At 41.3% G+C, this 16510-nt stretch carries 16 protein-coding genes; 15 read left to right on the top strand and 1 reads right to left on the bottom strand.

The window, feature by feature from the left end; genetic code table 11:
- Positions 1-6: 6 nt before the first annotated feature.
- From C2U53_RS27690 to C2U53_RS27625, 14 genes are all read left to right on the top strand, one after another.
- Entirely contained in the window at positions 7-909 is a 903-nt protein-coding gene (locus C2U53_RS27690) for a type II secretion system F family protein (protein ID WP_172740605.1), read from the top strand.
- Between the two features lies 1 nt (position 910).
- A complete protein-coding gene (locus tag C2U53_RS27685) occupies positions 911-1768 on the top strand; it encodes a type II secretion system F family protein (protein ID WP_104446764.1) in 858 nt (285 codons plus the stop codon).
- Positions 1762-3042 carry a M48 family metallopeptidase gene (locus tag C2U53_RS27680; protein WP_104446763.1) on the top strand — a complete coding sequence of 427 codons (1281 nt, stop codon included), beginning with the start codon at positions 1762-1764 and terminating at the stop codon, positions 3040-3042. Before C2U53_RS27685 ends, C2U53_RS27680 begins: the two co-directional genes overlap by 7 nt.
- Positions 3043-3176: 134 nt before the next feature.
- The gene (locus C2U53_RS27675) at positions 3177-3539 is read left to right on the top strand and encodes a hypothetical protein (RefSeq protein ID WP_042999976.1); all 363 of its coding nucleotides are present in this window, start codon (positions 3177-3179) and stop codon (positions 3537-3539) included.
- A gap of 89 nt (positions 3540-3628) precedes the next feature.
- Positions 3629-4150: a hypothetical protein gene (locus C2U53_RS27670; protein ID WP_143089773.1), complete on the top strand. Its 522-nt coding sequence runs from the start codon at positions 3629-3631 to the stop codon at positions 4148-4150.
- Positions 4151-4168: 18 nt separating this feature from the next.
- Positions 4169-4663 carry a hypothetical protein gene (locus C2U53_RS27665; protein WP_104446762.1) on the top strand — a complete coding sequence of 165 codons (495 nt, stop codon included), beginning with the start codon at positions 4169-4171 and terminating at the stop codon, positions 4661-4663.
- A 48-nt stretch (positions 4664-4711) separates the two neighbouring features.
- Positions 4712-5146, top strand: coding sequence for a prepilin peptidase (locus C2U53_RS27660; protein ID WP_044258468.1), 435 nt, complete (start codon positions 4712-4714; stop codon positions 5144-5146).
- Position 5147: 1 nt separating this feature from the next.
- A complete protein-coding gene (locus C2U53_RS27655; RefSeq protein WP_104446761.1) occupies positions 5148-5660 on the top strand; it encodes a TadE/TadG family type IV pilus assembly protein in 513 nt (170 codons plus the stop codon).
- A gap of 208 nt (positions 5661-5868) precedes the next feature.
- Entirely contained in the window at positions 5869-6555 is a 687-nt protein-coding gene (tadF, locus tag C2U53_RS27650) for a tight adherence pilus pseudopilin TadF (protein ID WP_099434007.1), read from the top strand.
- 41 nt (positions 6556-6596) lie between these two features.
- Complete coding sequence (locus C2U53_RS27645) at positions 6597-8318, top strand: VWA domain-containing protein (protein WP_104446760.1); 1722 nt, start codon at positions 6597-6599, stop codon at positions 8316-8318.
- Between the two features lie 65 nt (positions 8319-8383).
- Positions 8384-9040, top strand: a complete 657-nt coding sequence (locus C2U53_RS27640) for a lytic transglycosylase domain-containing protein (protein WP_099434005.1) — start codon at positions 8384-8386, stop codon at positions 9038-9040.
- A gap of 341 nt (positions 9041-9381) precedes the next feature.
- Positions 9382-9909: an ATP/GTP-binding protein gene (locus C2U53_RS27635; protein WP_042999984.1), complete on the top strand. Its 528-nt coding sequence runs from the start codon at positions 9382-9384 to the stop codon at positions 9907-9909.
- A gap of 40 nt (positions 9910-9949) precedes the next feature.
- Positions 9950-10309, top strand: coding sequence for a hypothetical protein (locus C2U53_RS27630; protein ID WP_042999985.1), 360 nt, complete (start codon positions 9950-9952; stop codon positions 10307-10309).
- Between the two features lie 225 nt (positions 10310-10534).
- Positions 10535-12973 carry a sulfatase-like hydrolase/transferase gene (locus tag C2U53_RS27625; protein WP_172740604.1) on the top strand — a complete coding sequence of 813 codons (2439 nt, stop codon included), beginning with the start codon at positions 10535-10537 and terminating at the stop codon, positions 12971-12973.
- Positions 12974-13129: 156 nt separating this feature from the next.
- Here the strand turns inward: C2U53_RS27625 and mnmC are convergent, their stop codons facing one another.
- Positions 13130-15130 carry a bifunctional tRNA (5-methylaminomethyl-2-thiouridine)(34)-methyltransferase MnmD/FAD-dependent 5-carboxymethylaminomethyl-2-thiouridine(34) oxidoreductase MnmC gene (gene mnmC / locus C2U53_RS27620; protein ID WP_042999987.1) on the bottom strand — a complete coding sequence of 667 codons (2001 nt, stop codon included), beginning with the start codon at positions 15128-15130 and terminating at the stop codon, positions 13130-13132.
- A gap of 158 nt (positions 15131-15288) precedes the next feature.
- On the opposite strand from mnmC, the gene fabB reads away from it, so the two are divergent.
- On the top strand, positions 15289-16506 hold the full coding sequence (gene fabB / locus C2U53_RS27615; protein ID WP_044258478.1) for a beta-ketoacyl-ACP synthase I: 1218 nt from the start codon (positions 15289-15291) through the stop codon (positions 16504-16506).
- Positions 16507-16510: the final 4 nt, after the last annotated feature.

The following is a 16510-nucleotide window of genomic DNA, read 5'->3' as shown; positions in this document are numbered from 1 at the left end:
ATGGCAATGATTTTTATTGTTATCTCTATTTGTGGTGTTCTTCAAATATATTTATCGCTAAAAAAAACGAAAGAAATAAAAGGAAAAATACTCTCAACGAACATCATTGCCAGCCAGGAAGTAGCAAATAAAAAACAACCATTCAAAGATTCAATGGCAGGAGTTTTTATTTTTATTGAAAAGCTTCATGCTAATCTAATTGGAAAAAAAAACGAGCACATTTTTAAGCATGTAGCGATAATACTGGTGGCATGTGCCGCAGCATTATATGTAAACATGGAATATCTAAATTTCAGCAATGTCGTAATAACAAATATAACGTTACTTGCTACCATCTATATTTTGTATATGCGACAAGTAAAAAAGTACCGGCGAGAGTTTGAGAGGGATTTCTCCGAGGCACTCAATATAATTAATAGCGCGGTACGAGTAGGGCGCCCGGTATTGCAGGGCTTTGAAGAATGCTCGCGGGTGATAGACAGCGATTTCGGAAGAGAGTTCAAACGTATTCTCATGCGACTGGATATCGGAGATGATCCTGAGCGCATATTTATGGATTCTTACGAAAAATTTCCCTATAGTGAATATTTTTCATTCGTTATTACGGTACTTATAAATATGAAAGGCGGAGGGCAAGTTAGCGAAGTGATGTCTCGCCTGACAATGTTAATCTCAGCAAGTAAGACGCTGGACAGAAAAAAAATCGCAATGACTGCTGAGGCAAGAATGTCGGTTAAAGTACTTGTCATTATTCCTGTCTTTTTTTTCTTTTTCTTGAAATTTGTGGCACCAGATAACTTTGAAATTCTTATTGGAACAGATGCAGGGAAATATATTCTTTATTACGCATTAACAAGTATATTAATAGGGCTATTTATCGTTTGGTCTATGATGAATAAGGTTGGGTGAAATGATATATATTATTTCTTTTATTGTTTTTCTGACTGGAATGAGAAGTATATTACTCCTTATTTATCGCAAGCAGCGAGCTAATAAAGTTAAGAAGTTAATCAATTTTTCTAAAGTAGATAGTAATAAAAAGAATATATTAACATATGGAACAAATTTGATAGAGACGCAACTGGATAAAACATTCAAGAAAAATAGTAAACTTGTTTCAATTTCATCTGAGTTAGATAAGAATGTTAAAGTTAAGGCGTTTTTATTTTTTGTGATAGCTTCACCAGTGCTCATAGCGAATTATATGGGATGGATGAAGCTTGATAATCAGATGCTAATGATTGCACTGTTAGCTATACTCGGAGTGATTGTTATCGTACCTTCGAGAGTGCAAACAGCTATTTCTCAGCGGCGATTTAGAAGAATATCTAATGACATTCCTTACTGTATAGATCTTTTAGCCGTATGCATCCAGTCAGGTATGACAGTCGAAGCTTCGCTTGCTTATATTTCTCATAAGATGGAAGTGATCAATAAAGATCTGTCTTCGTTGCTTATCCGCACTGTTTTGAGAGCTGATGTTAGTGGCATTAACGCTGCACTTGAACAACTTTCAGGTGAAGTGGTTAATGAAGAAGTAAGAATGATGTGTTCAGCATTATTGCAGAGCACAAAATTTGGCTCGTCGATATATGCTGTACTTATAGATTTATCTAAAGAAATTAGACAGATGCAATTACTTGCAATGGAAGAAAAAGTTGCAGCACTTTCTGCAAAGATGACATTCCCAATGATTGCTTTTATTCTCTTTCCCCTGATCGCAATTGTTGCCGGTCCGGGCCTGATTAAGATGACTTCGACATGGTAAAAAGATTATTACCCCTATTAATGCTTGCTGTGCTATCTGGCTGTACAGGTGGACCTACGAATGCATCTGATGAAGAACAAAAGGAATATATCCTAACTCAACTGAATGATTATCAAGGGCTTATTGAGATATACAGAAATAAACTCAGTGTTAAAGATAATGATGATGAACGATACTATCTATCACAGCTATATAATAAAATTGGCGACTATAGCTCATCAAATATTTATCTGGCACCATTGGTAGAAAAAAAAGGAAGTAAAGAATATTTACTGCTTAAGACACAGAATCTGCTTGAGTTAGGAAAGGAAAATGAAGCCCAGGCCATTCTAAATGAAATGCTTGCACATGATGACTCAAACGGGGAATTATGGAATTTACAGGGTATTTTACTGGCTCAAACAGGAGACTATCTTAAGGCAACGTTATCTTTTGAAAAAGCAAGAGGGCTTTTTTATGATGAAGAGGTCGTCGTCAATAATCTGGCCATGATGGCTATTCTGCAAGGAGATTATATTACGGCAAGAAATTATCTTCTCCCTCTGTATTCCAGGAAAGAATATAAACCACAAACTGCGTATAACCTAGCCTATGCTCTGGTAAAATCCGATGATTACGAGAGTGCGAAAAAAATTATTATTGATGATAAACTCTCAACATCACAACCTGATGCGCTAATTGCATCTTTGGCAAAATTATCACCGCGAGAACATTTTAAAATAGAAGGACAAAAAAACGCTGTTGCAGTGACTGCAAGCACAAGCGTTGGCCTTAATCAAAATAAGCCCCTGACAATACCTGTATCGGATATGCAGAATAATATAAAATCTGATGATTCCTCTCAACTGGTGAACAGTGGAATATCCCAGAATTGTACATTTGATAAAAGTATATCTGATGCTGTCCTTCCTTTTGCTGGAGAAATACCACATGCTAAATTAATAGCCAATGTGACATCTGCCAGTATTTCGGGTGGAGATAGAATTGCTCTTTATTCTGCCTACCCACTTAATTATAGTGTGATGCCAAAACGTTATGACAATATAGTCGAAATAGAGATATTTAACGCTCAGCCTATGAAACGTATTTATGATTCGCTCCTCGCAAATATACAAAAACGGCAGAATATTAAAAAAATAGAAATCATGAATAATGGCAATGGGAATTCGAAACTGCAAATAGTAACTAACAAATGTATTACAACTAAAAATGTTTCACGTTTATCAGTTAACGGTCAATATAAAGAGAAAATAATAGTTGATATTAACTATTAGCATATTGCTTACTTAATCTACTCGCTTATGCTTGCGAGGCTGTAGATTGTCTGTCCTGGATATTTAAGAGTTAATAGTCATAGTGCACTCTTTTACTGTCAATATTATTGGGGTAAAGAGTGAATGGAGCGAGTATGGAACATAAAATTAATAATTTGCTTGATACCTTATCTGGGATTGATGGAGTTCTGGGCGTTGCTTTAATAGATAACACAATTAAAGAAATCGTACACAGCAAAAATATCAATGATAGGTTTGGTTTTTTGAGTACAGGTATGAGTGATATTATCAGGGCGAATATAAAATTCAGTAAACTCTCTGCGCAACAAAAGACTATGGAAGATATATTAATTACCTATAGTGATGATATATTTCTTTTAAAACAAGTTCCTGAAGCAGCAAAATATTTTATTTTTATTCGTATTGCGCGTGATGCAAATATTGCATTAACTCGCCTGCGATTAAATGAAAAATTTTCTAATTTGTCTGTGCAATAATCTTTAAAAGTTATTGTTGCATACAGTCCAGGTAATTTGCTTTATCGGAAAGCAAATTGGTGTTGAAAAATTTACGATGGTTAATGACGATGGATAAAATTATGTTACCGTTTGGTATGAATGACGTTGAGTCTGACCCCTCCGAGCCAGAATTAGAAGCGCATGATCAATCCGATTCAATGGAACAGCAAAGTGATACAGATGTTAATACTATATCTGATTTGTTGATCAATGAATTAAAAGCCGAGCTTGAACGCTTCTCTGAAGGGAATGCAGTATTAAAAAATTTGCTCATATCTACAGCAGATGGCTTTGAAATTGCCTCTCTTCTCACGCCAGGCTATGAACTCCATATTCGAAAAGTATCAGCATTAACCAGTTCCCTGCTGGGGATCAGCTCTGCGATGTTAACTGAAGTGGGGGGCGGTGAGCAAAATGCCGTTTTTATGGAGAGCGACCAAAACATGATTCTTTTTAATCGCATCCCGGCCGCACAGAAGATGTTATGTTTGATGGCAATAACATCAAAAGATGAGTCAATAGGTCAAATTTTCTGGCGTGTAAGGCAGCTTTCGGAAAATATAATTGAGATTTGTAATAAACATTTATAAACACGGTGAGGTAATGTAATGAATAGTTCGTTTAGCTTTGAAGCCGCAGTAGGCTTGTGCGCTTCTGATTTTATCAGCGGTTTTATTTCAGCGAAGCCTGTCATTGAATCGCGTGAGAATATTACGGTAAATCGAATTTCACAGCTTCATGAGATGGTATCACAGATCAGAAAAGACCTTTTAGATAAAATGTCTGATGAACCTGTCGAGAGAATAGATTATTGCCTAAAGAAGGCTATTCATCTTACTCGTGCTGATATTACCTGTGGTGTTATTGCAATTGAACCGATTCTTTGCGATCGTGACACGCTGATCCGTGACACAATTAGTAACTATTTCAGTATGATATGGTCTCTTTTCGAAAAACACGACATTCGACTCATTAAGAATGAAAGCATTACAGTTTGTCACCAACAAATTTCTTCAGCAGAAGTAGCTATTAAACATCAGGATGTGGTTATTCCTGTGTATCACAAAATGAAGAGGGCTAAGAAGAAAAAGGGTAAAAGGTGATTTCTCTTTTTTATCTTGTCTGAAAACAAATTGTCATGGTATGAACTAATGATCTTATTGCAGAGAGGTTTGATAGTATTAATTGCCATTCAATTGATATATTGCTGTTATACGGACATTTTTGAGAGGAAAATTAGAAATAAAGTGGTTTTTACTATTTTGCTTCTCTCGCTTCTTCTCTCATTCGTCGTACAAGATATTAATATAAAAATTCCTCTCTCTATTATGATTGTTGGTTTTTTCATAAATCTTTTAGGGGTAATAGGTGCCGGGGATATAAAACTAATCGCATCTTTATCTTTTAGCATTCCAGCCAGTCAATTTATTGACTTTGCAGTTTTTGTCAGTTTACCCGGCGTATTTTGTGCGCTTTCAATCTTATTGTTCACTCGATGTGTACTACATCATAATGAAACCTCTGTCCCATTTGGTGTTGCGATTACTATTGGTTATATCATGACCATGTGGAGGTTTGTTTATTAAAATGTCAAGACTCAGAAGATTATTTGCAGAGGAAGATGGTGCTGCAGCAATCGAATTTGCATTTGTTATCGTACCATTCATTGTTTCTATTCTTTTTATAATGGAGTTGTGCCGTGTAATTTTTATCATGGCTTCTCTGGACGCTCTCCTGGCAAATAGTGGGAATGCGTCAGCAAATATACAGGATCCCTCAAATCCGGATTTGGTACATGAGTATTTTCAAAATGCAATCAATGAAAGTGCCAACGGGTGGGCTTTATTGACTTTAGGTAAAGAGGTTGAAATAAAGACTGAAATAGCTTCATGTGGTTATGACCACAATGAAAAGGAACCATTTGTTAATTGTAGTGAACTGAGTAACACGAAAAATCCAATTTCCATATATAAAATTGAAGTTCCCTATGAACCGCTATTTTTTGTGTTCCCTGTTGATATTATGCAGGAAAAAATGACTCGCCGAATTGTCTATATACAAGAGGCCAATATTGACAGAAGCTTTAAGGATGGTTATTAACGGGAGCGATGTTTGCGCTTTGTGAATCAGTGAACTATTTAGCAAATAATAAACGCTTGCATTAATAATTCTTCTGGTGCAGAAGGTGCGAAAATACTTAGAGCAAGTTTTCATACGTATCATGATAACAATAAATAAAAACAGTTTTACCTATAAATTAGACATAGTCACTCTTGTTAAGTGAATCCTCTATATACAGGATGTTGCGATGAAACGTTACGGTTTATGGAAAAGATTATATTCTGAGAAAGGAACCTCAAGCATCGAGTTTGCTTTTTATTTACTGATTTTCGCTTTGATGTGCGGATTCCTGATTGATATGAGTTTTTCACTCATTAAAAAAAGCCATATGGAGCGCGTTAATTATTCATTAACAATGATTTTTCGTGAGCGAAACGGTCTGTTTGGTGGCGGTAACGCTTCCGATATTAGCAAAAGCGATCTGGATACCTTAAAAGCAACGCTGGACGAGATGTTGCGCCAAAAAGATGGTTCCGTCGAGCCCTATCAGCTCGGTATACAAATTCTACAGCCTATAGCCCAACAATGTAGTATTCAAAGTAGTATTCAAAGTAGTCGCCTAAATAATTGCCCAAGCTCGCATCCCGTTAAACCAGACGGGCCACTTTCAAGATATACATCAACCTCTTTTAATACCATGTTCATTGAGGGTTGTGATGTTACACGTAAGTATTCCCGTCGTGAGGATCTTGCGAAGCTTTCGGTCTGGGGTCATCGCCCGGATAGATCTCCTGACGCTGATCAAGATTGGTTTCCGGTTTATGAAGTGATTTTGTGTGTTCCCGGAGCAGAAAGTTATTTTAATCGAGCTTTGGGCATCTTTAATAAGGACCTCGGTAGTCTTTATATTCGAAATGTCGCGCTGCCGCGGTAAACAAAGCTATCATTTCTGCTGGTAACTCAGGTAGATATAAAATGAAATATTTAATCAAACGATTTTTGTTATTCATTATTTGCAGGGAAGGCGCTGTAACAATAAGTTATGCGCTTATGTTGCCTACGCTTATCGGTTTCTTTTCATTAGCAATTGATGGGGCTCGATTTATCACTGAGCGGTCTCGTTTATCAGATGCTATTAATCAGGGCGTCTATTCAATTGCGATGTCATATGACAGTGACGATAAAAATGCAGATACTGAAAAAACAGTAATGTATTTATCTTATTATCTCCCTGGTGAGGAAATAGACAAAAACAAAGTCTATATAAATGTTGATAAAGAAAAGGATAAAAATGGTAAGGTGGTGTCGACAGATTTTTCCTTAGATTCTGATATCATCACCCATCCGTTACTTTCTTTATACAAAGAGGGTTATAGTGGTTTTCATTCGAACATAACTTTGCATGGCGAGCGGTCGTCGGGTCATATCCGCAAATCACTTGAAGATCTTTCCGTCCCTGCAGATTATACGTTTGTACTCGACTTTTCAGGTTCTATGAATAGTAGTTCAGCAGAGAGAGGCTACACTCGTATTGAATTATTAAAAAAAGTGTTTACCGATCTTGGTAACCGAATATTCGATAATGACAATGGTAGTACGATTGGTATTGTACCGTTCTCTACGGGAATTCCTGCCGTATTAGACAAGACGAATTACGCAAGTACGACAAGTAAAGAGGTTGGGTGTACTTATATTGGAAAGCTTCAGGATAAGTATTCAGGGTTAGACTGGAGTTTTTGGTATAACAAACAACCACCGGAACGCACGACAGGTAATACCTTTATAAACAATACAGACGCCTATCTTAATAGTTATTATAAGGATGTAATCGCGAAAGCCAATGGTTATACGACAACCTCTGCGGAGACATGGTTAATTGATGAGGGGTATTGTAGAAAAGATAGTGGCAAGTTAACCTGTGATGCAGACCCTAGTTCTGATATTCATAACCCAGATAATTATGAGGAATTTACCAATAACTTTAATAAGTTTAATTTGCTAACAGCATCAGTAAGTAAATATAATTCTATCGCTAATATTGAAACAATGGATTACGAAGGTACTGTTGCAGACGATTATCTATTTACTGATGATAATGTTGTGACTTTTATTAATTATCTTAATGGTCCCTCTCAGTATTCTTCCGATCATGTTATTCCTTTTGAGTCTCTTTGCGCCTACGCTACTTCGGGGACCCATGATCATGCAAATGTCGCTAAATTTATCAGAACCATCGAAAAGCCCAATTACTATCTGGTGGAACTTACAGATAACCGTTCCATAATAGACAATTTTAACAACATGGGACCTCCAGGTGGGGGGACGGATAGTATTAGTGGATTATTAAGAGCTGTACCACTCAGCACCAAAGGCAAAAATGACGTTAAAATGATATTTGTCATCTCTGATGGTGAGGATGATACCTATTCAAAGAAAAATAGAAAGACACTAATGGATACATATCATCTCTGTGATGTAATCAGAAACGGTCTTAAAAAATATCCTGCTGGAACGACGACGACAGATGTGGAAATATATTATATCTCTTTAATAAGTAATGGTTCTGATTTAGACTGGCAAAACTCTTGTGTCGGTCCTGGACACGCTTTTATAGCAACTAATTACGATGCGCTTTATGATGTCATTGCCGGAGCGATGGCAAGAGAAACGACCCGCTATGTAAACCCGGATGAATAGTCAAAATTCCCGTAGTGCAAATAAACGTCGCTACATTTTTCTCTATTTTCTGAAAGGGTTTGAGAATGTTTGACTTGCCCGCTATTACGGCACAATGCGGTGCGGAAGTGTACACTGAGGCTATACATCGAATTATCAGCGTTGAGTCTTCTTTTAACCCTTATGCCATAGGCGTGGTGGGGGGAAGACTGGCTCGTCAGCCTGTAAATAAGGAAGAGGCTATTGTTACTGCTCGCTATCTTGCTAACGCTGGTTGGAATTTTTCAATGGGGCTGGCGCAGATAAACCGGTATAATTTGTCCAGATATGCCCTTGATTATGAAACTGTATTTGAACCATGTTCAAACCTCCGCGCTGCGGCTTCTATTTATCAGGAATGTTACGATCGCGCGTTAAAAGTATCTGATGCGGAAACCGCCCGGCTGAAAGCGTTCTCCTGTTACTACAGTGGTAACTTTAGTCGGGGTTTCATTGCAGATGCTGGAGGAAGTTCCAGCTATGTGCAACGGATTGCAAATGTGAAGATGGATAATCAGGCAATCAATAACGTGCTGCCTATAACTGTGTTAGGGAACGGAGGTAAGGATAGCCATACTGCTTCGAGCCAACACAAAGGAACACGAGGTAAGTCGAATAAGAATACTGTTGATTCACGACGTATGCGAAGCCTTAATTCTCATCATGATGCAGCTCAGGGAATTAAACAGCTTAGAGGTGATTAATGGGTAATGCGTGGATTTCAGAACAATTTTTAATTCTTTTTTGAGAAAATCAGTAACTCTTGCCTGGATTGTATCTTACCTATTCAATCTACTCATCATTTAAATGGAAGTATATTATTACAAGCATGTTTTAGTTCTATTGTTTGCCATTTTTTTTTAGTCTGATGAATATTATGCGTATGACCTTTTGGAAGGGCGGTTTATATTCATGTGTCGATGGTGCATTATAATGCTGGCAATTTTTTCTGGTTATTTCCTTTTTTATGCTTATAATGTATTTCATACGGTGAGCCTCTGAATGTTGCAAAAACACACTAATTTGCTATCTGGTGTTTTTATATATGAATGAATTAAAAATAGTGTTCGTGGGTCCAACAGGGGCTGGTAAAACGACAGCCATAAATGCAGTTAGTGAAATATCTGTTGTGAGCACGGAGGTTATGCGTTCCTCATTAGATACAGAGTCTTTGAATAGTCAGCTGGTTCCAAAGAAGACAGTCACTGTTGGCATTGATTATGGTGAGTTTAGCTTTAACAATGATACCCGTGTGAGACTCTATGGTGTCCCTGGTCAGATGAGGTTCGAGTTTCTCTGGGAGTTTATGAGTAAAGGATCAAGAGGCACTGTAATACTTTTTGATATTACCAGCAAGACATTTACAGATGAAATTAATTTTTTCATCAATAGGTTTCGTGATGTGTTGTTGACCAGTAAATGTATTGTAGGAATTAGTAAGTATAGTGAGTCTTATTCCGATAGAGTCATTGAAATATTAGATTTAATTAATGATTCAAATGTTCCTGTTATTGCTGTTGATATCAGGAATAAGGAGGATGTACTGAAGTTATTGGCGTTGTTGATCGAGTAGTTTTATTGGAATTAATCTATTTTTTTATAAAGGACTTATCATGAGTAATATTTCTGAATCATTAAATTCGCTGATGCAGGTTTCTGGTGCGATCGTCGCTTCTGTTGTTGACTCTAATAGCGGTATGATGCTAGGTCAGGCTGGCTCAGGCATTAACCTGGAACTGGCTTCTGCAGGTAACACCGAAGTAGTGCGTGCAAAAATGAAAACGATGGAAACCCTTAAGCTCAACGATAAAATTGATGATATTCTGATTACATTAGGTAAACAGTATCATATTATTTGCCCTATTGATAAGAATCCAGGGCTTTTTATCTATTTTGTTCTTGATAAGGCGAAAGCTAACTTAGCCCTGGCTCGTCACCATGTAAAAGAAGTTGAGTCCCAGTTAGTTGTATGATTATTGATTGAGTAAAGAGTTTTGTCATTGTCATACTATGTCAATGACTGTAGGCTCAACAAATTCATTAATACCCTACCGGCATTTTGCTTGTAGGGTATTTTATTGTTTTATGTTTATAAAAACATTCATTATGAATAATATACTTATGGGAAACAGTTGATAAATAATTTTCTATGACGTCAGCATTTCTAATGCCTGAGATTTAAAAGGATGCGGTTTATTATGGAAATGGGGAATGAGAGTTGGTCTTTTTTAGCAGCATTGCTTTATTTGTCTGCTTTCTTTTTTTTCTTTAAAAGCCACAGTCGAGGTATCGCCGGCTCGATCATTGCTACCTGTTTTATCCTTATTACAATAATTTTTAGTTTATTGACAGGGTGCTATTTACTCGCTAACTGGTTTACGGGTATAGGTTTTGATGATTCTGTTTTCTACCATCTTCGATTCGGAGTCGAAGGGGGAGATTTTAGTGATTTTTACTTTTTAATATTTTACTTCTTATTGTCGCAAGCTTTTTTTGCAGTTCTTATTATTATCTATTTTAGGTCTTTTTTAAAAAGCAAAAATACCAAATTCAAAATTGTGCCGGTGGTTGAAGGCATGATAATGGTGTTATGCGCATTCTTTTGTACTCCTGCGACCTCAAATTTAATTTCGTATTCGTTGACATCGCAATCATCAGGTGATTTTTCTGATTATTTTATAAAGCCGCAAGTCATATCATCGACTCAAAAGCCTAAGAATATCATTTATTTTTATCTGGAGAGTCTGGAAGGGAATTATATGGATGAAAGTCTTTTCCCTGGATTACTTCCTGAGTTGCATAAAATTGAAAAGGATAGCGTTACATTCACTAACATTGGTCAAACTATTGGTAGCAGTTGGACAATGGCCGGAATGGTTTCCAGTCAATGTGGTTTGCCGTTATTATCTGTGTTCACCAATGATAATTTCCAGATGAATAATTTTATGCCCAATGCTGTATGTTTAGGGGATATTTTAAAATCGAAAGGCTATCACCTGGAGTTTATGGGCGGAGCCGAAACTGAATTCGCAGGAAAAGGGCAGTTTTATAAGGATCATGGTTTTTCTGATGTGAAAGGTAGGAAAGAGTTTATTGATCAACATGTAGCCAAAGATTACATAAACAACTGGGGGCTGTATGATGATACCCTTTACGAACAATTACTGACGCGTGTTGCTTCTTTGCGACAGACCCTGGCACCCTGGGGACTCTTTTCAATCAATATCGGAACCCATCAGCCGGAAGGGTATCTGGCACACGAATGCGCGACTATGAAGTATGGTGATGGTAATGATCATCTGCTGAATGCGGCGCATTGTACCGATTTCCTTATTGGTAAAGTGTATCAGTCCTTGAAGAAGAAAGGTCTTCTGGATGATACGTTACTGGTTTTTGGTTCAGATCATCTCGCTCCAGTAATGGTAAAGACACTAGAGACGTTGAAGAAGAAGGAGCGCCATAATTTATTGATGATCACTGGCGCGGGTATCAAACCAACTCAAAATCCTCGTCATGGTACAACTCTTGATGTTTCTCCGACCATTCTCAATTATCTGAACTATGGTTCTCACCCTGTAGGGCTTGGCCGTGATTTAAATGGCAATATGGCGACGCTCGCGGAAAATTTCTCGGGGCAAATGTTCCTGGACAGAAAACTGCTTTCCTGGCGAACGACTATTGATATGGCATTCTGGGGTTACCCTGATATTAATGGCAGCGTTGAAATTGATTCCCACAAAAAGCAAGTTAAGGTAGGCGATAAGTCATTTAAGATCCCTTCTCTTATCCGTTACACGAAAACCGGTAAAATAGAAGATGTTGTCTTTAGCAGCGATAATATCATCTCTGTCGGGAATAACAGCTATCTTCCCGCATTTTTCCTTGTGAACCTTATTAGCAACAATCAAATGTTTTTGTGGACAGATACTTGTCGTGAGTTATCAACACTGAATCCTGAGTTGCGTAGTTTTGGCAATCAGTATTGCTATTACAATGGTTCTCTGGCTTCCGTTCATTCGACATCAGGTCTTATTTCTAAAACACCCATGGCAGTTAAGGTCAATCTGAATGAAGATAATGCTTATTCTTCCTCACGAGCGAATGATTTACGTAATGCGTTGAAGGATAAAAATCTAATGGTCTGGACAGAGACGCTGTTAAAATCTGAAAAAACACATAGTTTTCCGCCTGTTAATATCATGTCTGCCGGACATCATTCACTTATTCAGCCTTCAATACTTGCTAACCGCTTTCTGGAAGGCGATGGTTTGTTTTTGACCCGTTTTACCTATACAAATCTCCCTTCGGTGGGGGTTACCATCTACCCGGAAGTCATTGGAAAACTGGCGGTTTGCGATAAAAAACAGGGGGGAATCTCCCTTTCCCGGATGATTAAAGATGCCTCGCCTGCAAAAGGAAAAACGAATCTGTTTTATGCCATTATGGGTAATGTTGATCCGGAGTGTTCAAAAGGGGTTGCTAACCGCATTGATCTCGATTTGCCTCAGTTCGCTGCATTGACTGCGGAGAAGCCTTATATCGCTATTCTTGATGATAATCTGAGGCCTCTTACTGAGAACGCTGGTCGTCCTGATCAGTCTATAGCCATACAGGTCAAGTTTAATGATGATGAATAACCGCACGAGTCCGCGTAATGCTTGAGCCGTTTACCGCGTCAAGCTACATGATACGCCTGCGTTGACTGCTTTAAGACGAGACGTATTGATACCTTCTACGCGATATGGTCTGTTCTCGTTGGGTTTAGCTCATCATGCCGGAACTGATTTGATGGGCTACTCAACAGGCCGACCTTTCAGGAGTTTACGGATCCACAGTCGATTCGGGTTCAGTGCAGCCAGTGTCAATTTGTCGAGGGGAAGAGGTTCACTGCTCATTTGGGAAGCCAGAATTTCAGCTGCAAGTGGCCCAGAACAAAGTCCGCGAGCACCCAGGGCACCAATCATATACAGGTCCGGATAATATGGGGCTAAAACGGCATCTTTAGTCTGTTCATTGAGTGTTGCATAGCATGAAAGCGTCGACGCGTAGTCCGGAACGCTTCCCACCATCGGTAAATGATCGCGGGTGGCACAACGCACGCCGCAGCGAGCATCTTTGCCGCTCACATCGACTTCTTTAGCCCAGTCTACTGCCGGGAAGCAGTCAATCAGGCGCTGCCTATTTTGCCGCTGATCGTCTTCCCGATACTGCGTCTCTTCGCTGCCGCGATGGTAGCTGGCGCCGATACAGTGTTGTTGATTCGTCGGATTTTGCGGCGTCAGATAACCGTCATAGCACAGCACCTGACGGATCCCGGAAAGCGCTGGCGTCGTCGGAATATGACTGACCTGGCCGGCGACAGCGTAGACGGGTAACGGCTGCGTTTGGGCAAAATGGTTAATCTGATGACCATTGGCCAGCACTACCGCGGCATGTTCTGCGTGACTGCCGTGCGTAAAGTGCAGATCCCAGCCGGAAGCTGAACGGTGAAGAGCTGCCAGAGAGTGTTGGTAATGGCAGCGTAGCCCCTGCTTTTCCGCGAGTTTCAGCACGGCAGCGGTCAGTTGCGCCGGGCACAGCCAACCGCCTTGCGGATAGGTTATGCCACCGCACCCAGTGTCTACCCCGGTAAGTTTTTGTGCCTGGGTAATATCCACCGCACTTGCCAGCGCAGACGGCAATGCCAGCGACAGCATTTGTTGGATCTTGTGCTGGCTCTTGTCGTCATAGCCAAACTGCGTGACGCCACACCAGTCATGATCAAATTCTACGGGCAGGGCGTCATACAAGCGACGGGCAAAGGTAAATGCCGCCGGGAAGAAAAGGGTGAGCGCCGTGTCGTGCTTGCTGAGCAGGGGATAAAGTGCTCCCTGACGGTTGCCGGATGCGCCCAGGGCGGGGGCGTCATCGGCACAATAGAGTGTCACTTGCCAGCCCCGGCGTAACAACGAAAGCGAAAGCAGTGCACTGGCGATCCCGCCGCCAATGATTGCGACGTCACGTTTTTCGCTTCCCTGACGAGCAAACCACGGCGTTGAGGACGGGATTTTCAGCGTCTGTTCCATGGTTCCGCGCAGCATTTCGCGCTTGCGGCCAAAACCTTTGCATTTCTGCATAGTAAAGCCGGCATCCTGCAAACCACGACGAACAAATCCCGCAGATGTAAAGGTTGCCAGCGTACCGCCAGGACGAGCCAGACGCGCCATGGCGTTAAACAGATTTTGCGTCCACATGTCCGGATTTTTGGCCGGGGCGAAGCCGTCGAGAAACCAGGCGTCAACTTTTTGATTCAGGCTGTCGTCGAGTTGATCGGTGAGTTCATTAATATCGCCAAACCAGAGGTCGAGCGTGACGCGTCCTTCTTCCAGCAGCAGGCGGTGGCAACCCGCCAGCGGCAACGGCCACTGGGCCTGAAGTGGCCCGGCAAATTCGGCCAACTCCGGCCAGTGCTGATGCGCCGCTGTGAGATCGTCACGACTCAACGGAAATTTTTCAAAACTGATGAAATGTAATCTTTGTAGCGTAGCATCGGGCTGAGTGGCGCGAAATGCGGCGAACGCCTGCCAGAGCGTGAGAAAGTTCAGACCCGTGCCGAAGCCGCTCTCAGCCACCACAAACAACGGGCGAGGATGTTCCACAAAGCGTTCAGCGATCCGGTTGCCTCCGAGGAAGACATAGCGCGTCTCTTCCAGACCGTTGTCGTTGGAAAAGTAGACGTCGTCAAAATCTCGGGAAACAGGTGTACCCTCAGCGTTGAATTCGAGGTTGGCGGGTTGTATAGCGTATTGTTTCACGTAAGTTACTCGTCTGACAGGCAGTGTCACGATCTTAGCGATGTGTGCCAGGCGGCGCAAATTTCAGTATAAATTGGCTGATCGGACTTGTTCGGCGTACAAGTGTACGCTATTGTGCCAATCGAAACTTACTATAGTGCGACTGACAGAGGTATTGAATGAAACGTGCAGTGATTACTGGCTTGGGCATTGTTTCCAGCATCGGTAATAACCAGCAGGAAGTCCTGGCATCTCTGCGTGAAGGACGTTCAGGGATCACTTTTTCTGAAGAGTTTAAAGATGCGGGAATGCGCAGCCACGTATGGGGTAACGTCAAACTGGACACCACTGGTTTGATCGACCGTAAAGTGGTGCGTTTCATGAACGATGCCTCTATTTATGCCTATCTCTCCATGCGTGAAGCTATCGCAGACGCTGGTCTGAGCGAAGAGGTTTATCAGAATAACCCGCGCGTTGGCCTGATTGCAGGTTCCGGTGGATCGTCTAAAGCGCAGGTTTTCGGTGCTGACGCCATGCGCAGCCCGCGTGGTCTGAAAGCAGTTGGCCCGTATGTGGTCACCAAAGCGATGGGCTCTGCCGTTTCGGCCTGCCTCGCTACACCGTTTAAAATCCACGGCGTAAACTATTCGATTAGCTCGGCCTGCGCGACGTCTTCTCACTGCATCGGCAATGCGGTTGAACAAATTCAACTGGGTAAACAGGACATCGTATTTGCGGGCGGCGGCGAAGAGCTGGGCTGGGAAATGGCCTGTGAGTTCGACGCGATGGGCGCACTGTCCACCAAATATAACGATCAGCCTGCTAAAGCTTCCCGTACCTATGACGCGCACCGTGATGGTTTTGTTATCGCGGGTGGCGGCGGTATGGTGGTGGTTGAAGAACTGGAACACGCCCTGGCGCGTGGCGCGCATATCTACGCGGAAATCGTGGGCTACGGCGCGACCTCTGATGGCGCGGATATGGTGGCTCCGTCCGGCGAAGGCGCAGTGCGCTGCATGCAGATGGCGATGCACGGTGTAGATACGCCGATCGACTATCTGAACTCCCACGGTACTTCAACGCCGGTGGGCGACGTGAAAGAGCTGGGCGCGATTCGCGAAGTGTTTGGCGATAAGAGTCCTGCGATCTCTGCAACCAAAGCGATGACAGGTCACTCTCTTGGCGCCGCGGGCGTACAGGAAGCAATTTACTCTCTGTTGATGCTGGAGCATGGTTTTATTGCACCGAGCATCAATATCGAAGAGATGGACGAGCAGGCTGCAGGCCTGAACATCGTGACCGAAACTGTCGATTGCGAACTAAACACCGTTATGTCTAACAGCTTCGGTTTCGGCGGTACTAACGCCACGCTGGTGATGCGTAAGCTGAAAGCGTAAGACA

Source organism: Citrobacter sp. CFNIH10 (genome assembly GCF_002934585.1).
GTDB classification, from domain to species: domain Bacteria; phylum Pseudomonadota; class Gammaproteobacteria; order Enterobacterales; family Enterobacteriaceae; genus Citrobacter_A; species Citrobacter_A amalonaticus.
The sequence above is the reverse complement of the archived record's forward strand: the minus strand, read 5'-3'. Positions and strand labels throughout refer to the sequence as shown.